Consider the following 23,144-nt stretch of genomic DNA (forward strand, 5'->3'; position numbering starts at 1 on the left):
TCCACACCATCGGGAAGACACGGGGAAGGGACGGGGAGACGAGATGACCACGCGCTGCGCCTCGTGCGACGGCGACCTGCCGCAGGACGCGCGCTTCTGCCCGTCCTGCGGCACACCGGCCGACTCCCCCGCACCCGTGACGGCGGTCGAGGAGCGCAAGGTCGTCTCCGTCGTCTTCTGCGACCTCGTCGGGTCGACGGCGCTGTCCGGTGTGCTCGACCCTGAGACGCTGCGCACGGTGGTGCTGCGCTATTTCGACCTGATGCGCGAGTGCCTGGAGCAGTTCGGCGGCACGGTCGAGAAGTTCATCGGCGACGCGGTGATGGCCGTCTTCGGCGTGCCGGTGACGCACGAGGACGACGCGGCGCGGGCGCTGGCCGCGGGCCTGGCGATGCTCGACGCCATACAGCGGCTCAACGAAACGGAGTTGGAGCCGACGCTCGGCATTCGGATCGGTGTCCGGATCGGCATCAACACCGGCCCGGTGGTGACGGCCTCGGATGTGTCGTCCCGTCAGGCGCTGGTGTCGGGCGAGACGGTGAACGTCGCGGCCCGGCTGGAGCAGAACGCCGGTGAGGGCGAGGTCCTGATCGGTCCCGAGAGCCGCAGGGCCGCGGGGGCGACAGCGGTCACCGAGCGCGTCGGCCCTTTGCGGTTGAAGGGCAAGGAGGACGCGGTCACCGCCTACCGGCTGCTGGACGTGGTCGAGGAGGAGCCGGAGCTGACCCGCCGCTTCGATGTGCCCTTCGTCGGCCGGGACCGTGAACTGGACGCTCTGTGGGCGACGTTCCGCGCCGTCGCGGACCGCGCCGGGCGCGGCCCGAATCTGGTGACGGTCCTCGGTGAGGCCGGGATGGGCAAGACCCGGCTGATCCACGAGTGGCGCAAACGGTCGGGCCGCGCCTTCCGCTACGGCTCGGGCCGCTGCCGCACGTACGGTGAACGCGGCAGCCTGGCGCCGCTGGCCGACGCCGTGAGCCAACTCCTGGACGCCTTCCCGGAGATCGCCCAGGCCCCGGCGCGCGCGGGAGAGCCCTCGCCCGAGCGCCAGGAGATCGACGCGGCGCTGGCCGTACTGTCGGCCGGGCTGCTGGAGGACGGCACACCGAATCCGTCGACCGACGACACCTGCGCGGCGCTGACCGGTCTGCTGGCCGCGCTCGCGCGCAGGCGGCCGGTCGTGCTGGTGCTGGACGACCTCCAGTGGGCGAGCGACCCGCTGCTGACGATGGTCAGCGCGCTCAGCGCCGAACTCACCGCGTCCGCTGTGCTGTTCGTCTGCGCCGCCCGCCCCGATCTGCTCGACCGCGGCGTCGGCTGGGGCGAGGGCGGCCCGCGCTCGCTCTCCTTGACGCTGCCCGGTCTGACGGCGACGGAGGCCGAGGCGGTGGCCGAGGCGCTGACCGAGGTCGGGGCGCACTGGGACGGCGGGGCGCCGTCCCATGAGGGGGGTACGGGCGTGCCGCCCCAGGTGCTGGAGTCCGCGGGCGGCAATCCGTTCTATCTGGAACAGCTCATCGCCGCTCTCGCGCAGCCCGAGTCCGGCTACCGCCCCGACGGCGGAGGCGATGTGCCGACCACCTTGCAGGCGCTGCTCGGCGCCCGGATCGGGGCGCTCGGCCGGGCGGAGCGCGCGGCGCTGGACATCGCGGCCGTGGTGGGCCGGGAGTTCAGCGCCGACGAGGTGGCCGAATTGGTGGGCGGGGACCGCGAAGGTGCGCCCGGCGGCGCGCTGCACGACGCGGACCCGCCCTCGGCGGAGACCGGGTCCGGCGTCCCGGCGCTGGACGGCGCGGTCGGCGCGGCGCTCGGCATGCTCAGCAGTCACCGCCTGCTGCGGCCCGCGGACCGGCAGGGGCCTTCCCCGTACCGGCTGCGCTTCAGCAGCGGTCTCGTGCACGAGGTCACGTATCAGTCGATGGCCAAGCGGACGAGGGCGGAGCGGCACGAGCGGGCCGCGGCGGCGCTGTCCGCGCGGCTGGCGGGCGGCGGCACGGCGGCGGGGAGCGCGGGGGAAAGCGCCGCCCCGTACGGCGGTGTCCTGTTCGGCGGTGGCGCTCCCGGTACGCGCGGCGCCGAGGATGCCGCCGCCGTGGCGGGTCACCTGGAGCGCGCCTACCGCTACCGCGCCGAGTTGGGCACGCTCGGTCCGCAGACGGACGAACTGCGCCTGCGGGCCGCCACGTTGCTGATCGAGGGCGGTTCCAGGGCGCTCGCGCGCTCGGATCTGGCGTGGGCGGGCGGGCTGCTGGAGCGGGCGGTGGAGCTGACCGTCGAGGGCGAGCCGGAGTGGGCCGCGGCGGCCCGGCGGTTCGGTGACGTGCTGCTGGCGACCGGGCGGACGGACGAGGGCCGGGCGCTGCTGCTGCGCGTGCTCGCCGCCGCGGACGCCACGCCGGGGGACGCGGTGCGGCCGGTGGAGGCCGCGCACGCCGACCTCGCCCTGGCCGCGGTGTCGGCGGCCCCCGACGGGAGCAGCGCGGGGAGCGTCGCCCAGCGGACGCTGCCGGTCTTCGAGAGTGCGGGCGACGACCTCGGGCAGGCACGGGCGTGCATCCGGCTGGCGCAGGAGCGGCAGTTGCACGGCAGGCACGGCGAGGCCGATGTCCTGCTCTCCCGCGCTCTGGACCACGCGCGCCGCTCGGGCGCCGAGCCCGAACGGGCCCTGGCGCTGGGCGCGATCGGCGTCTCGCTGTGGCGCGGGCCCGAGCCGGTGCCCTCGGCGGTCTCGCGCAGTCGCCGCCTGCTGGCGGAGCACGGCGACCGTCGCCCCACCGTACGGCTGACCCTCAACTGCCCGCTGGCCGTGCTGTTCGCGCTCCAGGAGCGCTGGGACGACGCGCACGCCTGCCTCACCGGGGCGGAGCGGCTGGCCGGTGAACTCGGTTACGCCGAGGGCCGGGTGGTGCTGCCGCTGTTCGCCGCGGCGGTGGCGACGCTGGCGGGCGACGGGAGCCGGGCGCTCGGTCTGCTGGACGAAGCGGACGGCGCCGCACGGGAGTTGCAGGCCGAGGCCCTGCGGGACGCGGTGGCCAGGGACGCGGCGCGACTGCTGGTGGACGCGGGCCGTCACGACGAGGCCGCGGCCAGGCTGGCCACCGCGCCGGACCCCGGGCACACGGCACTCGCCGCCTCGGACGCCGCCGACCTCGACGGGCTGCTGGCCAGGATCGCCGCGGCGCGCGGCTCGGCCGAGGAGGCCGCACCGCTGGCGGAGCGGGCGGTGCGGACCGCGTCCGGCACCGACTCGCCCGTCGTCCTGGCGGTGGCCTGGCTGGACCGGGCCGACGTGCTGCGCCTGGCGGGCCGTACCGAGGAGTCCGCGAGCGCCGCCGCGCAGGCCGCCCGGCACTTCGGCGCCAAGGGCCATGTGCCGGGGGCGCGCCGCGCCGTGCGATGGGGGGAGGGTCCGCCGTGAGGCGCCAGGACCAGGGGCACCGGAGCCGCGGGCGCCGACCGGCGCCCGTCCGCTCCCGCCCCGGCCTCTCGGGCCACCACCGCATCGGAAGGCGACAACGCCAGAACGCGAAAGGCTGCTGATGAAAACCGCCGAACACGGCGCCGGCCCCGGACTCACCTGGACGCTGCGCGGCAAGCGCCCCGAGGACGTGCTGATCACCGCCGACGGCGAGCTGCCCGCGCTCGACCGGAGCTGGGACGACGCGCGCGGCGCCGGGGTGCGGGTGTGCGTGGTGGACTCGGGTGTCGAGGACGGCCATCCGCTGATCGGCCCGGTCGACGGCGCGTGGACGGTGCGCAAGGACGAGACGGGCACCAGCGTGGTCGAGACGACGGCGACCGACACCTGCGGGCACGGCACGGCCTGCGCGGGCATCATCCGCAGGACCGCGCCGGATTGCGAGCTGTACAGCGTGCAGGTGCTCGGCAAGGGGTTCGGCGGCACCGGCGACGTCCTGCTCGCGGGACTGCGCTGGGCGATCCGGCAGGGCTTCGACGTGATCAATCTCAGCCTGTCCACGACGAGGCCGCAGTTCGCCGAGGAGTTGCGGGTCCTCGCCGACGAGGCGTACTTCCGGGGGACGGCGATCGTCGCCTCCGCGCACAACACTCCGGTGGAGAGCTACCCGTGGCGCTTCGCCTCGGTGATCTCGGTGGGCAGCCACCAGGAGGACGATCCCGATCTGCACCTGTACAACCCGAGCCCGCCGGTCGAGTTCTTCGCGCCGGGACAGAACGTCCAGGTGGCGTGGCTCGGCGGGGCGACGATCAGGACGACGGGCAACAGCTTCGCCACGCCGTACATCGCCGGGCTCTGCGCCCGCATTCTGTCCCGGCACCGCCGGATGACGACCTTCCAGCTCAAGAACGCGCTCTACCTTTCCGCGGCCAACGTCCAACTGGGCATCAGGGGTGCTTCGTGACACAGAGCAACACAGCGACGGATCCGCTGTCGCAGGAGTTGATGCAGTCGGTGGTCGACACGGCACGGGCCATCTTCGGCGCCCAGGCCAGTTCGGTGTTCCTGCTGGACGAGTCGAGCCACGAGCTGGTCTTCCAGGCCGTCTCGGGCCAGGGCGAGAGCTTCCTGGTGGGACGGCGTTTCCCGGCCGAGAGCGGGATCGCGGGATGGGTGGTCTCCTCGGGTGAGCCGATGGTGGTGGACGACCTGTCGCACAGCGCGTCCTTCGACCGGGACTTCGCGGAGTCCACGGAGTACGTGCCCGATTCGCTGATGGCCGCGCCACTGACGCACGGTGACCGGGTGCTGGGGGTGCTGGAAGTCCTCGATCCCGTGCCGCAGTCCAGGTCGAGCCTGGACGAACTGGATCTGCTGGCGCTCTTCGCCCGGCACGCGGCGGCGGCGCTGCGGGTGGTCGTGGACCGCGCGCGGCCCGCCGACAGCGGCTCGCTCGGCGGTGACGGGCGCGCGGCGGCGCTGCGGATGGCCGAGGATCTGCGGCGGCTGCTGGAGACCTCCGCCTGAGCCGGGGAGCTCTCCGCTCAGCCCGTGGGCGCCGCCCCGGACCCGCACCGACCTGCGACGCGCCGGAAGGGAGGGGCGGGAGATCTCAGGGTGTTCACAGGTGCGAGTTGTCCCCTGAACAGGTGACAATGAGTAGGGTGTGTTCCTCCGGCCCCGGATCATCTGCCTAGCCTGAGCCGGGGAGAGGGAGGTGGCCGTGACACGACGAATATCCTTCGGCCGCCGCCTCCCGACGCCCCACCCCGACCTCTCGCCGCAGGTGTCGGTCGCCGGGCGGACACCGCCGGTGCTCACCGCGCTGCCCTACGTGTTCATGGCCGTGGTCGCCGTGGTGGACGTGAGCGTCGGTACCAGTGTCGGCCTGCTGCCGCTGGTCTCGCTCGGCCCCGCCTTCTCCGGTCTGGTCGGCGGCTGGCGGCGGACCGCCCTGGTCGGGGCCCTGGCCGTCGCGCTCGTGTGCGCCCTGGGCGTCTACGACGGCCTGTTCGAGGAGCGGCGCGGTTTCAGCGCCCTCGCCTCGGTGATCGGCGTGACGGTCGCCGGAGTGATCGCCGCCGTGATGCGCCAGCGCCGCGAGACCGAATTCGCCAACGTACGGTCGATCGCGGAGGTCGCCCAGCGCGTCCTGCTGCGCCCCGTACCGCGCAGCGCGGGCCACCTGCGCACGGCCGTGTCGTACACCTCCGCCGTCGCCGAGGCGCGCATAGGCGGCGATCTGTACGAGGTCGTCGCGTCGCCGGTCGGCGTGCGGGTGATCATCGGCGATGTGCAGGGCAAGGGCCTCGAAGCGGTGGAGACCGCCGCCGTGGTGCTCGGCGCCTTCCGTGAGGCCGCGCACGACGAACGGGATCTGACGGGCGTCGGCGAGCGGGTGCAGCGGGCCGCCGACCGGGCGCTGAGCGGCGAGAAATTCGTCACCGCGATCATCGCCGAGATCAGCGAGGAGCGCGGCGCGACCCTCCTCAACTTCGGCCATCCCGCGCCGATGGTGCTGCGCCAGGACGGCGGCGCGTGCTTCCCCGAGCCGCCGCAGTACGCGATGCCGCTGGGGCTCGGCGTGCACGGCGGTGACGCTCCCGAGCCGTTCGCCGTCCCCTTCGGACCGGGCGACCAGATGCTCCTCTACACCGACGGTGTCACCGAGGCCCGCGACCACACCGGCGCCTTCTATCCGCTGGGGCAGCGCGCGCACTTCCTCAAGGACCCGGATCCGGAAGCCGCGTTGGAGGCGCTGCGGACCGATCTGGTGCAGCACACGGAGGGGCCGCTGCACGACGACGCGGCGATGCTGCTGCTGCGCTTCCGCGACCCCGGACCGGCGTTCGCCGCCTTCGACGGCGCCTGAAGACCCGGACGGCACCGGCGCGGGTAAAGGGTTCGCAATGTGCGGATGCCTCGCCGTGCGGTCCGTGACGGGTTGTCCGCAATGAGCGACCGGCCCCACCCGAACACCCCTGCGAACACCGGTGTCGCGTCATAGAGTGTCGAGCCGTACACGCGGGCGGAGGCACGCACCGTTTGCCGATCGCGGTTGGAGGAGATCCCGGTGACGCTGCGCGCGTCCAGAGGCGGACCGGTCCCGCCGGACCACCCGGCCGTGTCCGCGGCGCACCTCCAGCGCGACGAGGCGGCGGCGCTCACGCTCTACCGGACCCTGCGCGACATGGGCGAGGGACGGATCGCGGAGGTCGCGGAGGCGGCCGGTCTGGACGCCGCGGAATCCGCGGGCGGCTGGCGGCGGCTGGACGAGCTGGGCCTGATCCGGATCGTGGGCGCGGTCGTCGAACCGGTCGACCCGGACGCGGCCATGGCGCACGCGATGGACACCTACAACGAGAACACCGCCAGGCAACTGCGGGACGCGCACTCGTTGCGCCGGGTCACCGAGTCCCTGATGACCGTCTTCCGCCCGGCCGTGGCCCGTGACTCGGCCGATGTCGCGGTGGAGCGGCTCGGCGACCGCAAGCGCAGGACGCGTACGGTGCGGGACCTCAACGCCGCCGTCCTGGACGCCTGCGACTCGATGCACCCCGGTCCGATGCCCCCGGCCGAGGCGCTGGAGGCGTCGCTCGACGAGGACGCGAAGCTGACCTCGCGCGGCATCCGGGTCCGGGTGATCTACCCCGAGTCGCTGCTGCGCTCCCCCAAGTACACCTGGTATCTGCACCGGTTGCTCGACATCGGCGTCGAGGTACGGCTCCTGGAGCACTCCCCCTTCGACATCCTGCTCTTCGACCGGCACACCGCGTGCGTGCCCGGCGACCCCGAACGGCCGGGCGAGTCCATGCTGTTGATCCGCGGCTCCGCCCTCCTGAAGGGCTACACCGCGCTGTACGAGGACTACTGGCTGCGCGCCTCCCCCGTCGTCCTCGCCGCGCCGCCCGCGCCCGCCGAGGGCCCGGAGGTCAACGACCAGGAGCGCACGGTCATCCGGCTGATGGCGAGCGGGCTGAGCGACGACCAGATCGCCCGGAAGATGGGCGTGCACCGCCGCACGGTCCAGCGCGCGGTCGCCAAACTGATGGACCGCCTCAATGCCTCAAGCCGCTTCGAGGCGGGTCTCAAACTCGCCCGCGACCCGGCCCTGATGAAGGTCTACCCGCTGAACTGACCGGCCTGGGTCACCCGTTGACGGCCGTGACGTACCAGCGGGGGCGCCACCAGGCCCAGGTGGTGCCCCCGCCGACTGCCTTCGGCGGCCTCCACACCAGGTGGAGTGCCGCCTCCGGCAGCCCCGGCCCGCGGACATTCGGGGGATCCACGGGCCGGAAGTCGTGTCGCCGCGGCGGTCCGGCCGTCGCCCGCGGCGGGTGGTGCGCACGCGGGACCTCCGCGTGATGGTGATCGGCCTGCCGACAACTCCCTCGCTACGCCTGAACGTTCACGAGCCCTCCCGGAGCCGACGGCATGCCGTTCCCCCCGAGGCCGCGCACCGGCCGAAGTCACCTTCGGCGCCGTACCCGACCACACCTCGATCTTTGCCCACCCGACAACCGCTGGCTACGAACCCCCGAGTACGTAATGCCCGGTGAACGGCTTCGCGCAGGCCACCCGAGGTGTCCAAAAGGAGACAGCGACCCAACTGGACAACGGTGGCGGCGGCGTAGCGAGCGCGCTTGCCGACTGCCACTGGTCGGTACGTCGTCGCAGGTCAACGACGTTGCCACGGACGGCGACCGACCACTGACGCAGGGCGGGATTCGACCGCTGAGGACGGGTTTGCGCAGGTGGTGGGGGCCGGCCAAGTCGGTTGACACCCCATGCGTCCAGCGAACACGATCGACTGGTAAGCGCATTCTGCGGCTGGGCACGCCACTGGTCAGTCCGGGCGCGGGCCGAGCATCCGGGGGGAACGGTCATGACGCGCGGCTCGAACAGCACCACCCCGCTCATCCGCGGGTTTCTGCGGCAGGCCCGCAAGGATTACGCGGGACCGCCGGAGCCGGGCAGCGGGCACACGGGACACCGCCCCGCCGGGCTGAGCCAGCAGGCGGTGGCGCACCGGATGGACATCTCGCCGCGGCTGTACCAGGACTGGGAGGGCGGCGGCCGGCCGGTGCCGGTCCACCGGCTGGACAGCCTCGCGAGCACCCTCGGCCTCGACCCGTACCAGCGCGACGAGTTGTGGTTCATCGTGACCGGCGGCTTCGCGCCGACCGGCCCGGCCCAGCCGGACCTGGAGGCGATGAGCGGCTGGCGGCTGTACCTGCGCGCGCTCCAGGTGCCCGCGCTCGTTCTCGACAGCACGTGGCGGATCCACGAGGACAACGCGGCCTGGCGCGGCCTGTTCGAGCCCGAGGGCCAGCGGCCGCCGGCGAATCTGCTGCGCTTCATCCTCTTCTCGCCCTACGCGCGCCGCCTGTGCGGGGACTGGCAGGCGAGTTGGGCGGTGCCGTACCTGCGGCAGCTCAGGCTGGAGGCGGGGATCAGCGAAGAGCCGGAGCTGCGGCGTATCGTCGCGGAGCTGCAACTCGATCCGGAGCTGGGCGTGTTGTGGCAGACGGTCGGCCGGGGCGGACGGATGGCGCTGCACAACGACGGTCAGGTCCGGCTGCTGATCCCGCCGGGCGGCCGTGCCCCGTACCGCGTACGCACCCTGGTCTCCTCCCCCGCCCACAACCCCCGTGTGCGGATGGTGACCTTGCTGCCGACACCCGTCGAGGCGACCGTGATCGCCCACGAACCGCTGGTATCGCTGCCGCCGACCGCCGCGTGACATCGGTGAGGAGAGCGGCGCGACGGGAACGGCGGGAACGGCGGCATCGGCGGGAGCACGGCCGCGGGCCCGGAGCGCATCTTCCGTACCCGCGGCCGAACGCCTCGCGACGCCTTACGGCTGTCGCGGTCCTCGCGGCTGACGCGGTGCTCGCGCTGTTGACGCCGTGAGCGGCTTGCGCGCTGTTCGCGCTGTTCGCCGCGTCAGCGGATCGTGACCTTGACGACGTTGGAGATCCCGCCACCGCCGACGATGCGCAGGTTGTTGAGGCCCTTGATGCCCAGCTTGACCCGCAGGTTGTACGTGGCGTCGTGGTTGGTGTTCATCGACGCGGGCAGCGAGACCCAGCGCTTGCCCTGCATCTGCTGGAGCGTCACCCGCGTGCCGACCTTGATGTCCTTGGTCGCGCCGTAGATCCGGAACTGCTGCCATGCGTTGATCGCGCTGACCGTCGCCTTGGCGGTGATGGCGGGTCGGGCGACGGCGGGCGCCACGGCGACGCTGTCCGCCGCGACGGCCTGGGCCACGGGGGCGGTCAACAGCGTGAGGGCGGTGAGACCGGTGGCACAGGCTCGCGAGAAGCGAAGCATGAAGGCTCCTACGGGGTGAACTCTGACATTTCGTCACATCGTAGGAGCCTGTCGCCACTTCACCGGAGAGTGACGCGCCGGGGCGGGCACGGGATTCCGGTCAGGAACCGCCGGGCTCCGGACCCGCGTCCGCAGCCGTGCCGGTGCCAGTGCCAGTACGTGCGTCCGTGCCCGCGCCCGCACCCGCACCCGCACCCGCACCCGCACCCGCTTCACCCTGCGGACCGGCCTCCGCCGTCCGCTTGAGCAGCCCCAGCCGCTCCTCCCAGGTCGCGGCCAGCTCCGTCATCCAGACGGTCTCCTCACCGCCCTTCAGAGCGTGTCCTCACCGCGCTCCAGCAGCGTGGCCGCGGAGCCGACGATGCGCGGGTCGGGCGTACCGACCACTTCGTCGTCCCTGTCCGCGTAGTCGAAGCGGGCGAGGACGCTGCGCATGGCCTCGACGCGCGCCCGTTTCTTGTCGTTGCTCTTGACCACCGTCCACGGCGCGTAGGCGGTGTCCGTCTCACGGAACATCGCCACCTTGGCGGCGGTGTAGTCGTCCCAGCGGTCGAGCGAGGCGAGGTCCATCGGGCTGAGCTTCCACTGCCGCACCGGGTCGACCTGCCGGATGGTGAACCGGGTGCGCTGCTCGTCGCGCGAGACCGAGAACCAGAACTTCACCAGGTGGATGCCGTCGTCCACCAGCATCCGTTCGAAGGCCGGGGCCTGCCGCATGAAGCGGTGGTACTCGTCGTCCGAGCAGAAACCCATGACCCGCTCGACGCCCGCCCGGTTGTACCAGGAGCGGTCGAACATCACGATCTCGCCCGCGGTCGGCAGGTGGGCGACGTACCGCTGGAAGTACCACTGCCCGCTCTCGCGCTCGGTCGGCTTCTCCAGGGCAATCACCCGTGCGCCGCGCGGGTTCAGGTGCTCGATGAAGCGTTTGATGGTGCCGCCCTTGCCCGCGGCGTCCCGGCCCTCGAAGACGATGACCAGCCGCTGGCCGGTCTCCTTCACCCAGCTCTGGAGTTTCAGCAGTTCGATCTGCTGGAGCCGCTTGTGCAGTTCGTACTCGGGCCGCTCCATCCGCGTGTCGTACGGGTAGTTCTCCCGCCAGGTGTCGACGACGCTGCCGTCCGCCCTGACCAGGACCGGGTCGTCCTGGTCGGTGTAGTCGACATGCATGCCCGCAAGGAGTGCGGAGCCGTCGGTGCCTGCGCTCATCGCTCGCCCGCCCTTCGCCGGTGGAACCGTCAGTGGACCCGGTGGTCCTCAGCCACCGCGGGTGGCCTCAGTGGAACTGCGGAATGATCAGATACAGCCCGTAGAGCACCGCGCACGCGCACGCCAGGAAACACACCCCGGCGCCCGCGAACTGTCCCGTGCCGCTGCCGCCCGACGCCCGTACGGTGTCGCGGGCGGAGAGCGCGAGCACCCCGACCGCGAAGACCACGACCACGCCGACGGTGACGCCGAAGCTCACCGCGGCCACCTCGCCCAGCGCGTTCCAGTCCACACTCATACTGCTGTTCCCCTTTTCCCCGATGATGCCGGTGATTCCGGTGGCGTCGCCGCTCAGACGCCCGCGCCGGCGGGCGCGGCGGGACGGACGGAGGTGGTGTGGCCGTGGTTCACATTGTCGGCGTGGACCGGGTTGCGGCGCGAGAGGACGACGATGCCGCCCGCCACCGCGACGGCGATCAGCGCGATCACCACGACGCCCGGCGTGCCGCCGTGCACGACGACGCTCGCGGCCACCGCGCCGACCGCCGCGGCCGAGGGCAGCGTCACCAGCCAGGCGAGCGCCATCCGGCCCGCGGTGCCCCAGCGGACCTCGGCGAGCCTGCGTCCCATGCCCGCGCCGAGGATGCCGCCGGAGCAGACCTGCGTGGTGGACAGGGCGAAGCCCAGATTCGCAGAGGACAGGATGACCGCGGTGGACGCCGACTCCGCGGCGAAGCCCTGCGGCGACTCGATGTCGACCAGGCCCTTGCCCATGGTGCGGATGATCCGCCAGCCGCCCAGGTACGTGCCGAGCGCGATGGCCAGTCCGGCGGCGAGGATCACCCAGACGGGCGGACCGGCGTCGTGGCCGAGCGCTCCGCAGGAGATCAGCGCGAGGGTGATGACGCCCATCGTCTTCTGCGCGTCGTTGGTGCCGTGCGCCAGCGAGACCAGCGAGGCGGAGGCGATCTGGCCGATCCTGAAGCCCTTGGAGACGGTGCCCTTACGGGCCCGGCCGGTGAGCCGGTAGGCGAGGTACGTCGCGGCGAGCGCCGCGAGCCCGGCCACGACAGGCGAGGCCACGGCGGGGATGAGGATCTTCTCGACGACCTTGCCGAAGTGGACGCCGTGCCGGCCCGCACCGACCCACACGGCGCCGATCAGGCCGCCGAAGAGCGCGTGCGAGGAACTGGACGGCAGTCCGAGCAGCCAGGTCATGAGATTCCACAGGATGGCGCCCACCAGGCCCGCGAAGATCATGCCGGGGGTCACCAGCGCGTCGTCGACGATGCCGCCGGAGATCGTCTTCGCGACTTCCGTCGACAGGAAGGCGCCCGCCAGGTTCAGCGCGCCGCTGAGCAGGACGGCGACCTTCGGCCGCAGCGCTCCCGTGGCGATGGACGTGGCCATCGCGTTGGCGGTGTCGTGGAAACCGTTGGTGAAGTCGAAGGCCAGGGCCGTGACGATGACCAGTGCCACAAGGAATGTGATGTGGTCCATGTGCCCAGGGAAGCAGCCCCCGGCGTACGCACGGGGAAGGGCGGGTGAAGGACCGGAGTGAAGGAGTGGGCGGACCCGCGCCGGGCGGTGCTTGACTGGTCCCGCGCGGGGCGGTAGGGAGATCCCGTCACCGCGCGGACGGTGCGAATGGGGGGAACCATGAAGCCGCTCGAAGCGGGTGATCCCACTTCCGTGGGCGACGGCAGATACCGGTTGGCCGGCCGGCTCGGCCAAGGCGGTATGGGTGTGGTGTACTTCGGCCGGTCGCGGTCCGGCCGGGCGGTGGCGGTCAAGGTCGTACGCCCCGAGTTGAGCACCGAGCCGGGATTCCGGCGCCGCTTCGCCGACGAGGTGGCGGCGGCGCGCCGGGTCGGCGGCTTCCACACCGCGCCCGTGGTGGACGCCGATCCGCACGGCGAACCGGCCTGGCTGGTCACGGCGTTCGTGCCGGGGCCCACGCTGGCGGACGTGCTCGCCGATGTCGGCGCGCTGCCGACGGACACCCTCACGGTGCTGGCGGCCGGGCTGGCGGAGGCGCTGGAGGCGATCCACCGGGCGGGGGTGATCCACCGCGACTTCAAGCCCGCGAACATCATCGTGGCCGAGGACGGCCCGCGCGTCATCGACTTCGGCATCGCCCGCGCCCTCGACGGCACGGCGCTGACCCAGACCGGGCTCCAGATCGGCACCCCCGGCTTTCTCGCGCCCGAGCAGCTGACCGGCGGTCAGGTCACCGCGGCGGTCGACATGTTCGCGCTGGGCGTGGTGCTCAGCCAGGCGGCGGGAGGCGCGCCCTTCGGTGATGGCCCGTCAGCGGCCCGGCACTACCGGGTCGTTCACGAGTCGCCGGACCTCAGGGCGGTACCTGACGAACTTCGCGCGCTGGTGGCCGCGTGTCTGTCGAAGGAGGCCGCGGCGCGGCCCACCCCTTCGGAGTTCCTGAGCAGGCTGACGGTACGTCACCCGGATGACGGCGACTGGCTGCCCGCCGAGGCGACGGCGCTGCTGACGCAGGTGGTGCCGCAGGCCGTACCGCCCGCGGTCTCGACGCCCCCGCCCCCGCCCCACGCCACCGGGCCCGCCGCCGCGTCCGAGCCGACCGCCTCCTACGCGGGTCCCCCGGCGGGGAGTTCGCCGTCGCCGCTCGCGTCCCCGTACGGTCCGGGGCAGGGGTACGGCGGCCCGCCGACGCCCGCGCCCACCCCGACGCCCGGTTTCGGTCCGCCGTCGGGGCCGCCGCGCGACCGGCGCAAGGGGACCGCGGCCGTGGGTCTTGTCGTGGTGGCCGCCGCCGTCGCGGGGGCGCTGGTCTGGCATCCGTGGACGTCCGGCTCCGCGAAGGACGACAACGCGGGCGCTCCCTCGGGCGGGCACACCACGACCGCCTCGTCGGCGCCGCCGACCCCGGCGCCGTTCCCCGATGTGCCGCTGCTGGTCCGGGTGGACACCGCCCCCGGCTGGCCCGCCACCTGCCACTCCTACATCGCGCTGCGCGACAGCACGACCGACCGCCTCAAGCGGCTCGCGTCGGGCAGCCCGTGCGACTTCCTCCCCAAGTGGTCGCCCGACCGCAAGACCGTCGCTTTCACCCGCAGGACCGCCCAGGACACCTCGGTGTGGACGGTCGGCGCCGACGGCACCGGCGCCAAGCGAATCGCCGAGACCTCGGGCGGCCGGGTCTCCTGGTCTCCCGACGGCGGCAAACTGGCCGTGTTGCGCAAGACCGGCGGCGTCCAGCAGCTCTACGTCGTGGACGTCGCGGACGGCTCCGCCCAGCAGATGACCACCGGCAACACGCGTATCGAGGACCCTTCCTGGTCACCGGACGGCACCCGTATCGCGATCTGCGTCGAGAAGGGGACGGGCAACTGGCAGATCAACATGGTCGATCCGACGACGCCGGGCGCCGCCCCGCAGCGGATCACCGACCTGCCCCGGCCCGCCCTCGACCCGGTCTGGTCCCCCGACGGCAAGGTCTTCGCCTACACCTCGGGCGACTACGGCAAGGGCACGCAGGGCGACATCCGCCTCGTCGGCACCGACGGCACCGGCGACCGGCCGCTGGCCGCCACCCCGGCCCACGAGATGGACCCCGACTGGTCTCCCGACGGCGCGTGGGTGGCCTTCGTCCGCGGCCCGCTCGCCACTCCCGAGATCTGGGCGGTCCGCGCCGACGGCACCGGCGAACGGCGGCTCAGCACCGACGCGGCCACGGAAGGGCACCCCGCCTGGGCGGTCAAGGGCGGCGGCTGAGCCCGGGGTCGGGCGACCGGTCCGACCGATACGGCGACGAGCACGGTCGCCACCGCCGTACGCGACGCCCCGGCGGCCCCCTGATTCGGCATCCCCCTGACCCGGCATGTCTCCTCGCGCGGCGGACCTCGCCGCGCGCCGCCACAAGCAGCGCGAAAAGTGTGAGAGTTGACTCTCATACATTGTGAGAGGACACTCTCACGCCATGGAACCGGGTAACCGTTTGGGAGACATCGAGATCACCGACCCCAAGGCGATGCGCGCGCTCGCGCATCCGGTGCGGTTGGCGATCCTGGAGCATCTGCAACGCAACGGGCCCGCGACGGCCACCGTGCTCGCACCCCGCGTCGGGGCGACCCCTTCGGTGACGAGCTGGCATCTGCGCCATCTCGCGGGCTTCGGGCTCGTCCGGGACGCGGACCCCGATCCGGACGCCGGGGGCGACGGGCGACGGGACCGGCGTGAGCGGCGGTGGCAGGCGGTCGCGCGCGGCTTCCGCTTCGAGGTGCCGGAGGACGACGGGGACGAGGAGGGCCGCTCGGCGGCGCGGCTGCTCTCGCGTGAGATGTTCCTGCGCTCCGCCGATCTGCCGGCCCGCTGGGCGGCCACCGTGGAGCCCGGCCTCGATCCCGCGTGGCGGCGGCTCTCGGGACTCGCCAACACGCGCGTCATGGTGACGCCCGAGGAGGCCGCCGCCATCGAGGACGGGATCGAGCGCGTGCTCGCGCCCTATGTGACGCGGGACGCGGCGGACCGCCCGGCCGCCGCCCGCTCCGTACGCCTGCTGCGCTACACGCTCCCTGAAGGTGAACCTCAAGGTGAGGGTGAAGGTCCGGCTGAGGTTGAGGCACAGGGCCGCGCACCGGGCCCGGGCTCGGACTCGGACTCGGACTCGTATACGGATACCGGTACGCGGACGGCCGCGCGTAAGGACGACGACGGCGACGGCGGCGGCACCCGGTGACCGCCGCAGCGACGCGGCCGCCACCGATATCCGTGGCACGCGACCGCCGCTTCGTCCGCTTCTGGGCCGGCCAGAGCGTCTCGCAGTTCGGCGACCGGATCAGCGAACTGGCCCTGCCGCTGATCGCGGTGAGCGCGCTGCACGCCTCCGCCAACCAGGTGGCGTGGCTGACCGCGCTGATCTGGACACCGAATCTGCTGGCGATCGTCCTGGGCGCGTGGGTCGACCACCAGGCCCGCAAGCGCGGACTGATGGTGGCCGCGGATCTGATCCGCGCCGGGGTGCTGCTGTCGCTGCCCGTCGCGTACCTGGCGGGGGCGGTGACGCTCGGTCAGCTCTACGCGGTGGCGCTGCTGATCGGCGCCGCCGAGGTGCTGTTCAACACCTCCTATCCCCCGTTCTTCGCCCACCTCGTGCCGCGCTCGTCGTATGTGGACGCGAACAGCAAGCTCAGCGCGAGCCGGTCCGCGTCGTATGTCGCGGGTCCTGCCGTGGGCGGCGCGCTCGTGCAGGCGCTCACCGCGCCGGTGGCCGTCGTGGTCGACGCGCTGTCCTTCCTCGCCTCGGCCGTGCTGATCGGGCGGATCAGGATCGACGAGCCGCCGGTCGCCGCGGGCGCGCGGGACGCGCCGCTGCTGCGGGCGAAGGAGGGGCTGGCGTTCGTCGTACGGCACCCGGTGCTGCGGGCCGGGCTCGGCACCTCGACCACCGTCAACTTCTTCACCTTCGTCTCCGGCAGCGGTCTGATGGTGCTCTTCGCCACCAGGAGCCTCGGTCTGTCGGCGGGCTTCATCGGCCTGGCCTTCGGCATCGGTTCCACGGGCGCGCTGCTCGGCGCGGTCCTGGCGCCGCGGATCTCACGGTGGATCGGGATGGGGCGCAGCATCGCGATCGGCGCGGTGCTCTTCCCCGCGCCGATCGCGCTGGTGGCGGTCGCCGACGGGCCGCCGTGGGTCGGCGCCGTGGCGCTGACCGGCACCGAGTTCCTTTCCGGCCTCGGTGTCATGCTCTTCGACGTCAACCTCAACTCCCTTCAGGCGTCCGTGATCCCCGACGGGATGCGCAGCCGGGTCTCCGGCGCGTACGCCACGGTCAACTACGGCATCCGTCCGCTCGGCGCGGTCGTCGGCGGCGTGCTCGCGACCTTCCTCGGGCTGCGTACGACCCTGCTGGTCGCGGCGGTCGGCGGGGCGCTGTCCGTGCTGTGGCTGCTGCCGTCGCCGGTGCCCGGCATCCGTTCGATCGACCAGGACGAGCGCCCGGAGGACACCACGAACGCCGAGGACACGGCAGGGACGGCAGACACGGCGGTCGGCGAGGAGGTGGCGGACACGGCAGCGGCCGACGGCGCGGTGGCCGCCGGCCGCCGGCGGGGCCGTCGAGACGAGCAGGATCAGGAGGTGGCGCCGTGACCGGGGGTCAGGGCGTGGCGCCGTACACCTGGACCTCGTAGAGCGAGTAGCCGTACGCCGTACCGCGCGCCGTGCCGTTGACGCGGACGTAGCGGCCGGTGCCGGTGAGGCCGGTCAGGTCCTCGGTGCCGCCCTTGCCCGCGGTGGTGGAGTAGACCGTGGTCCAGGCGGCGCCGTCCGGGGAGGTCTGGACGGTGTAGCTCTTGGCGTAGGCGGCCTCCCAGCTCAGCTTCACCCGGCTGATGTGCGCGCTCGTGCCCAGGTCGACCCGGATCCACTGCGGGTCGGAGCCTTCCTTGCTGGCCCAGCGGGTGGAGGTGAGGTCGCCGTCGACCGCCTTGCTCGCGGGGTAGGCGGTGGATTCGGTGGAGGAGGCGGTGGCGGACCTGCCCTGCGAGAGGAGGGTGTCACCGCCGCCCGGTGGCGGTCCCGTGCCGCCGGAGGGGGTGAAGTTCCACTGGCTCGCGGCCCCGGAGCAGCTTCCGGCGGTGAGCGTCGAGCCGCTCGCCCGGAAGCACTTCTGCCCGGTCTGGATGTCGGAGACGGTGAGATTCGGGTTGACCGACCACTGCTGGTTCGGGCCGCCGTCGCAGGCCCTGAGTGTGATCGACGAGCCGGACAGGGTCGCGCAGAGATTGTTGCTGATCAGGAAGGCGCCGTGGAAGGTGAACGCCTGCGCTGCGGAGCCGGTGCAGGCCGCCGTGTCCAGCTTGGTGCCGCTGGCCGAGCTGTTCCCCGGATTGTCCAGGCACTGCCCGGTGGAGACGTTCTTGTACTGGCCGACGGTGGTGGTCGGCCGGGCTCCGCCGTAACAGGCGCCGGTCTTGGTGTTGAAGACGGGCGTGGCGTCGTACGGCTCGTTGGACGGCGGGTCCACGACGACGGATTCGAGCACCGGAGTGCTGTCGTCGTTGTAGTGGGTCAGCGCGTCCTCGCAGTCGATGGCGTCGAAGGCGTTGCCGCCCTGGCCGCCGAGCCAGAGGTCGAAGTGGTACAGATTCGGGCCGCCGTTGGGGCCGTGGCCGCTCCAGTCGGCGCCGCACTCCTCGCAGGAGTCCTCCATGACGAAGTACTTGCCGACCCTTGGCACCCAGATCCGCGTGCCCGCCGGTATCTCCTTGGTGGACGAGGCGAAGGTGATCGGGTCGGCGTAGGTCCCGGTGCCGCCGGCCGTGTCGTGCAGGCCGGGGTAGGAGATGTCGCCGCCGGGCGGGGTGTTGTCGTACCAGCCGTAGAAGGTGAGGAACGCCTGCCGGTCGGTGGAGGCCGCCGCCGCGGGGGACTTCGGGGCGGCCGAGGCGTACGGGGTCGCGCCGACGAGCGCGGCCATGACGGCCAGGACGAGGGCGCACAGGACGGCCGCGCCGCGCGGGGTACGGAGGCGGCTCATGCGGCCGGGCTCCAGTAGTCGCCCGCCATCACGATGTACACGAGCATCTTGATGGTCTCGCCGTAGTAGGCGTCCTCGTAGGGGTTGGAGGCGAGCTGCTTCCAGATCGCGTCGGTCCACGCCTGGTCGCCGGAGGCCATGGCGGCGGGACCGGCCGAGTCCCCGGCCTCCTCCGCCTCGGTGTCGCCCGAGACGTTGCCGTTGGCGCAGTTGAGCTTGATGTGCGGCTGGACCTTGGCCGGGTTGCCGCCGGACAGCGACTTCAGGCAGGCGGACTCCTTCTTCGCCGCGCCGTAGGCGACGGCGGCGGTCGAGGAGCCGTTGACCAGGGCGTCGGTGCCCAAGTGCCAGGGCACGCGCAGGGAGTTGTAGCCGACGATGTTGTCCGGCTGGTCCTCCTGGTAGTCGGCGGGGGCCGGCTTGGGGCTGGTGGTATTGGCGTTGACGACGAAGTCGGAGAGCAGTCCGGCGGACGAGGAGTAGCCCGCGGTGAACTCGCTGATCACGGCCTCGGTGCGGGTGACGACCTTGTTCCAGTCGTGCGCGGTGTCGTAGGCGGCGAAGGCGCGCAGGTGGTCGAGCATCATGTCGGACGGCCGGGTGTCCGTGGTGGGGCCGTCGTCCTCGCACTTGAGGTGGCCGTCGGGCGCGACGTCGTGGGCGTAGAAGGAGGCGAGCCACGCCTTGGCGTCCGCGGTGTAGCCGCCCCACTGCTTGTCGGCGAGGATCAGGCCGTAGCCGATGTCGAGGTCGCCGTCGGTGGCCGAGTCCGGGGTGCCGCTGTCGGTGTACTTGCAGGTCTTGCCGTCGAGTTGCCACTGCATGAGGCCGTCGGCGTCCTTGTGGTCCTTGACGAGCTGCCACAGGCCGTCGAACTCGGCCTTGGCGTCGCTGTCGTAACCGGCCATCAGGGGCACGATGTTCATGCCGTAGCCCTGGGCCTCGGAGACCGTGCCGTTGTGCGGGGCGTCGTCGTCGCCCTTGGTCGAGACGTAGTACTCGTTGGAGGCGCAGCCCTTGACCAGGTAGGCGCTCTTCCAGGAGTCGTACGCCTTCTTCACCGCCGCGTCACGGGTGGTCTGCGTCGCGGAGGGCAGCACGCCCACCTTGTACGTGGTGTGCGCGGGGAACGGGTGCGCCGGGGCGGTGGCGGCGTCGGCCGTTCCGCCGCCCGCGGTCGCCAGCAGGCCGAAGGACGCGCAGACGGCGACCGTACAGGCCGCCAGCCTCCTCGTCCTCGTCTTCACGGGTCGTGGCATCTTCCAACTCCTCGTCGGTTGTGGGGTACGGCGCCGGGCACGGGAGCGCGCACCGGGCAGGAGAGGGTCGTCGCGATAGTTAGGAAAGGTTCCTAACCTGCTTGAGGAGTAAGAGTGTTGCTCCGGACGCGGCGCGTCAAGGGGTCGCGCGCGGACCTTGACCTGACCGGGATTCAGGTACGTGACGCCGTCGCGGACTTCGGCCCGGCCGACCGGCCCGGCACCGGCTCATGCGAGCAGGTCGGCGACCGCGGCGATCCCTTCCGTGACGGCGCGCTCGTTCACATTGCCGAATCCCAGGACGAGTTGGGCCGGGGACTGCGCGCCCGTCGAACGGAACGCGCTCATGCCGTAGAGGCCGACCGCGCGGCCACGGGCGGCGGCGATGACGGAGTGTTCGGTGACGCCGGGCCGCGCGGCGGCGTCGAGGTGCGCCACGGCGTGGAAACCGGCGGCCAGGCCGCTGAGCCGGATGGCGGGCGCGTGCGCGGCGAGCGCCGCCTTGAGTGCTTCGCACCGGGCCCCGTAGGTCCCGCGCATCCGCCGCAGATGGCGGTCGAAGCGGCCCGATTCGATCAGCCGGGCCAGGGCCAGTTGGTCGAGGGTGGGTGAGCCGCGGTCGCTGAGATGCTTGTCGGCCACGATCGCGTCGACGAGCGCGGGCGGGCAGAGCAGCCAGCCGATCCGCAGCGCGGGCACCAGGGATTTGCTGACGGTGCCGATGGCGACGACCCGGTCGGCGGCCAGGCCCTGGAGCGCGCCGACCGGCTCGCGGTCGTAGCGGAACTCGGCGTCGTAGTCGTCCTCGACGACCACGGCGTCCCTGCGCACCGCCCACTCGATCAGTGCCAGGCGCCGCTCGGGCGCCAGCACCACGCCGGTCGGCCACTGGTGGGCGGGGGTCACGACGACCGCGCGGGCGCCGGTCGCTTCCAGCGCGGTCACGTCGACGCCGTGCTCGTCGACGGGTACGGGGACGGCGGTCAGGCCCGCCGCCGCGGCCGCCGGCCCGATCACGGCGTGGGAGCCGGGGTCCTCGTACGCCACGGTGCGGACGCCGGACCGGGCGAGCGCGCGCAGGGTCAGGGCGAGGCCCTGGGCGTACCCGGAGCAGATCACGGTCCGCTCCGGGTCGGCCGCGGCGGCCCGTACCCGGCGCAGGTATCCGGCCACCACCTCGCGCAGCAGCGCGTGGCCGCGCGGGTCGCCGTAGTCGAGGGCCGAGGCGGGCATGGCGCGGACCGCCTCGCGCATCGCCCACAGCCAGTCGGCGACGGGGAACGCGGCCAGGTCGGGGACGCCCGCCTGGAAGTCGGCGAGCAGGCGCGGTGCGGGCGGCCTCCTCGGCTGCGGCGCGGGCGGCGCGCAGGCCCCGGCGGCGACGCGGGTCGCGGAGCCGACCCGCGTGACCAGATAGCCCTCGGACTGGAGCTGGGCGTAGCAGTCCTGGACGAGGCCGCGCGAGACGCCCAGGGCCGAGGCCAGTTCCCGGGAGGAGGGCAGTCGCTCGCCGACCTGGAGCCGGCCGGATCTGATCGTGTCCCGCACCCCGCGTTCGAGCTGCGATCGCAGCGGTTCCGTACTGTCCCGGTCGATCACAAGCAACAGTTCCGGCGACAAACCGGACCACTCCAGCGGCATGAAAATGGAGCTTACCCGGGTACCGGCCGCACCCCTAGCGTCAATGCCATGCCGACCACGACGCGCGCCTCCGACGCCGCCGACCCCGCCGCGCAACCAGATGCCGACGACCCCTCGGAGCCCGCCACCTGCCGTGAGCCGACCCCGGCCCCGGAACCCGCCTCGGCCTCGGACCGAGATCCGCGCCTGGACTCGGGTCCTGCCCAGGGGCCCGGCTCGGACCGGGAGGCGGGCCTGACCTCGGCTCCCGCCGAGAGGCCCGGCTCGGGCGAGGAGACGGCTCTCGCCACGGGCCAAGGACCGGAGCCCGGCTCCGGCAATGAGGCGAATCCGGCTTCGGGCTCCGCCCAGGAGCCCGCTTCAGGCCGGGAGGCGGGGGCGGACTCGGGTCCCGCCCAGGGGGGCGGCTCGGGCAAAGAGGCGAATCCGGCTTCGGGCTCCGCCCAGGAGCCCGCTTCAGGCCGGGAGGCGGGGGCGGACTCGGGTCCCGCCCAGGGGGGCGGCTCGGGGCAGGCACGGGACTGCTCGTCGGCCGCTCGCGGTCCGGCGGCGACCGGCTCGGGGGCAGGGGCCGGGTCCGGCGGCGTGCGGCCGACGCTGGTGACGCGGGAGTTGCTGTTGCGCTGCGCCACGATCGTCGGCGCGTCGGCGAGCTTCTTTCTGCTGTTGTCGGTGGTGCCGCTGTACGCGGAGCGGTCCGGCGCGAGTGGCGGGGCGGGGCTGGCGTCGGGGACGCTGATGCTGGCCACTGTCTGCGGCGAGCTGGCCACGCCTCGGCTCGTCGCCCGGTACGGGTACCGGCGGGCGCTGGCGGCCGGTCTCGTGCTGCTCGGCGCGCCCGCCCTGGTGCTGACCGCGTCGGACGGCATGGCGTGGATCGCGGCGGTCTGCTTCGTCCGGGGCGTGGGCTTCGCCCTGACCATCGTCGCGGGCGGCGCGCTGACCGCGACGCTCATCCCCGCCGAGCGGCGGGGCGAGGGCCTCGCGCTCGCGGGCGCCATGGAGGGGGTGCCCTCGTTCATCGCGCTGCCGCTCGGGGTGTGGTTCGCCGCGCACGTCGGATACACCGCCGTCTGCGTGGCCGGTGGGCTGCTGGCGCTCGCCGCCGTCGCGGTCGTTCCCGCCCTGCCGGGACACGCCCCGACCGGGGACGGGCACAAGGCGGCGGTGGGTGTGCTGGCCGGATTCCGTACCGGCGCGCTGGCCAGGCCCACCGCGGTCTTCGCGACCACCGCGCTCGGCGTGGGGATCATCGTGACCTTCCTGCCGCTCGCCGTGCCCTCCGGCGCGACCGGCCTGGTCGCCGCGGCCCTGTTCGTACAGCCCGCCGCGTCCACCGCGGCCAACTGGTTCGCCGGACGCAGCGGCGACCGGCACGGCTCGCAGCGCCTCGTGCTGCCCGCCCTGCTGCTGTCGGCTTCCGGGCTGCTGCTCACCGCTCTCACCGGCAGCGCGGTCGCGGTCCTCACCGGGGTCGCCCTCTTCGGCGTCGGCTTCGGCATGGCCCAGAACGCGACGCTGGCCCTGATGTACGCGCGCGTCCCGGAGTCCGGCTACGGCACCGTCAGCGCGCTGTGGAACTCCGCGTACGACGCCGGGATGGGTTTCGGCGCCCTCGGATACGGCGCGCTGGCCGCCGCCACGGGCTATCCGCTCGCCTTCACGCTCACCGCGGGCCTGATGCTCGCCGCGCTCGTACCGGCCCTGGGCGACCGGCGCCGCCCGTCCGTCGCCGCGCGGTGAGCCCCGGGAGTCGCGGTGCCGA

At 73.0% G+C, this 23,144-nt stretch carries 18 protein-coding genes; 10 read left to right on the forward strand and 8 right to left on the reverse strand.

Annotated features, from left to right (window positions below; all coding sequences use genetic code 11):
- Positions 1 to 43: 43 nt before the first annotated feature.
- The 6 genes from ACIQCJ_RS18020 to ACIQCJ_RS18045 all read left to right on the forward strand — a co-directional run bounded on the left by ACIQCJ_RS18020 (position 44) and on the right by ACIQCJ_RS18045 (position 9,161).
- Positions 44 to 3,418: an AAA family ATPase gene (locus ACIQCJ_RS18020; protein WP_402711880.1), complete on the forward strand. Its 3,375-nt coding sequence runs from the start codon at positions 44 to 46 to the stop codon at positions 3,416 to 3,418.
- Between the two features lie 121 nt (positions 3,419 to 3,539).
- Positions 3,540 to 4,382 carry a S8 family serine peptidase gene (locus ACIQCJ_RS18025; RefSeq protein ID WP_355340814.1) on the forward strand — a complete coding sequence of 281 codons (843 nt, stop codon included), beginning with the start codon at positions 3,540 to 3,542 and terminating at the stop codon, positions 4,380 to 4,382.
- Positions 4,383 to 4,423: 41 nt separating this feature from the next.
- Positions 4,424 to 4,945: a GAF domain-containing protein gene (locus ACIQCJ_RS18030; RefSeq protein ID WP_188285584.1), complete on the forward strand. Its 522-nt coding sequence runs from the start codon at positions 4,424 to 4,426 to the stop codon at positions 4,943 to 4,945.
- A 313-nt stretch (positions 4,946 to 5,258) separates the two neighbouring features.
- A complete protein-coding gene (locus ACIQCJ_RS18035) occupies positions 5,259 to 6,290 on the forward strand; it encodes a PP2C family protein-serine/threonine phosphatase (RefSeq protein ID WP_355341317.1) in 1,032 nt (343 codons plus the stop codon).
- A 201-nt stretch (positions 6,291 to 6,491) separates the two neighbouring features.
- Positions 6,492 to 7,556, forward strand: a complete 1,065-nt coding sequence (locus tag ACIQCJ_RS18040; protein ID WP_355340817.1) for a helix-turn-helix transcriptional regulator — start codon at positions 6,492 to 6,494, stop codon at positions 7,554 to 7,556.
- A 747-nt stretch (positions 7,557 to 8,303) separates the two neighbouring features.
- Positions 8,304 to 9,161: a helix-turn-helix domain-containing protein gene (locus ACIQCJ_RS18045; RefSeq protein ID WP_355340820.1), complete on the forward strand. Its 858-nt coding sequence runs from the start codon at positions 8,304 to 8,306 to the stop codon at positions 9,159 to 9,161.
- Positions 9,162 to 9,364: 203 nt separating this feature from the next.
- On the opposite strand, the gene ACIQCJ_RS18050 is transcribed toward ACIQCJ_RS18045, so the two are convergent.
- The 5 genes from ACIQCJ_RS18050 to ACIQCJ_RS18070 form a co-directional block, all read right to left on the reverse strand.
- The gene (locus ACIQCJ_RS18050) at positions 9,365 to 9,751 is read right to left on the reverse strand and encodes a hypothetical protein (protein WP_402711881.1); all 387 of its coding nucleotides are present in this window, start codon (positions 9,749 to 9,751) and stop codon (positions 9,365 to 9,367) included.
- A 100-nt stretch (positions 9,752 to 9,851) separates the two neighbouring features.
- Positions 9,852 to 10,040, reverse strand: coding sequence for a hypothetical protein (locus ACIQCJ_RS18055; RefSeq protein ID WP_402711882.1), 189 nt, complete (start codon positions 10,038 to 10,040; stop codon positions 9,852 to 9,854).
- Positions 10,041 to 10,063: 23 nt separating this feature from the next.
- Positions 10,064 to 10,960, reverse strand: coding sequence for a polyphosphate kinase 2 (ppk2, locus tag ACIQCJ_RS18060; RefSeq protein WP_355340826.1), 897 nt, complete (start codon positions 10,958 to 10,960; stop codon positions 10,064 to 10,066).
- A 67-nt stretch (positions 10,961 to 11,027) separates the two neighbouring features.
- On the reverse strand, positions 11,028 to 11,258 hold the full coding sequence (locus tag ACIQCJ_RS18065; RefSeq protein ID WP_402711883.1) for a hypothetical protein: 231 nt from the start codon (positions 11,256 to 11,258) through the stop codon (positions 11,028 to 11,030).
- Positions 11,259 to 11,311: 53 nt separating this feature from the next.
- Complete coding sequence (locus ACIQCJ_RS18070; protein WP_402711884.1) at positions 11,312 to 12,460, reverse strand: anion permease; 1,149 nt, start codon at positions 12,458 to 12,460, stop codon at positions 11,312 to 11,314.
- Between the two features lie 159 nt (positions 12,461 to 12,619).
- On the opposite strand from ACIQCJ_RS18070, the gene ACIQCJ_RS18075 reads away from it, so the two are divergent.
- The 3 genes from ACIQCJ_RS18075 (at position 12,620) to ACIQCJ_RS18085 (ending at position 17,089) form a co-directional block, all read left to right on the forward strand.
- Positions 12,620 to 14,713 carry a protein kinase gene (locus ACIQCJ_RS18075; RefSeq protein ID WP_402711885.1) on the forward strand — a complete coding sequence of 698 codons (2,094 nt, stop codon included), beginning with the start codon at positions 12,620 to 12,622 and terminating at the stop codon, positions 14,711 to 14,713.
- Positions 14,714 to 14,936: 223 nt separating this feature from the next.
- A complete protein-coding gene (locus tag ACIQCJ_RS18080; protein ID WP_402711886.1) occupies positions 14,937 to 15,677 on the forward strand; it encodes an ArsR/SmtB family transcription factor in 741 nt (246 codons plus the stop codon).
- Positions 15,678 to 15,709: 32 nt separating this feature from the next.
- Positions 15,710 to 17,089: an MFS transporter gene (locus ACIQCJ_RS18085; RefSeq protein ID WP_402711887.1), complete on the forward strand. Its 1,380-nt coding sequence runs from the start codon at positions 15,710 to 15,712 to the stop codon at positions 17,087 to 17,089.
- Between the two features lie 7 nt (positions 17,090 to 17,096).
- Here the strand turns inward: ACIQCJ_RS18085 and ACIQCJ_RS18090 are convergent, their stop codons facing one another.
- The 3 genes from ACIQCJ_RS18090 to ACIQCJ_RS18100 form a co-directional block, all read right to left on the reverse strand.
- Positions 17,097 to 18,479 (reverse strand): discoidin domain-containing protein, encoded by a 1,383-nt coding sequence (locus tag ACIQCJ_RS18090; RefSeq protein ID WP_391161895.1) that lies wholly within the window; start codon positions 18,477 to 18,479, stop codon positions 17,097 to 17,099.
- Positions 18,476 to 19,738 (reverse strand): glycosyl hydrolase family 8, encoded by a 1,263-nt coding sequence (locus ACIQCJ_RS18095; RefSeq protein ID WP_402711888.1) that lies wholly within the window; start codon positions 19,736 to 19,738, stop codon positions 18,476 to 18,478. The genes ACIQCJ_RS18090 and ACIQCJ_RS18095 overlap by 4 nt, the downstream gene beginning before the upstream one ends.
- 228 nt (positions 19,739 to 19,966) lie before the next feature.
- Positions 19,967 to 21,379: a PLP-dependent aminotransferase family protein gene (locus ACIQCJ_RS18100; RefSeq protein WP_355340850.1), complete on the reverse strand. Its 1,413-nt coding sequence runs from the start codon at positions 21,377 to 21,379 to the stop codon at positions 19,967 to 19,969.
- A gap of 48 nt (positions 21,380 to 21,427) precedes the next feature.
- Here ACIQCJ_RS18100 and ACIQCJ_RS18105 point away from each other — a divergent pair, with 48 nt between their 5' ends.
- Positions 21,428 to 23,122, forward strand: coding sequence for an MFS transporter (locus ACIQCJ_RS18105; RefSeq protein WP_402711889.1), 1,695 nt, complete (start codon positions 21,428 to 21,430; stop codon positions 23,120 to 23,122).
- Positions 23,123 to 23,144: the final 22 nt, after the last annotated feature.

It is taken from the genome of Streptomyces sp. NPDC093221 (assembly GCF_044753885.1).
Classification (GTDB): Bacteria; Actinomycetota; Actinomycetes; order Streptomycetales; family Streptomycetaceae; genus Actinacidiphila.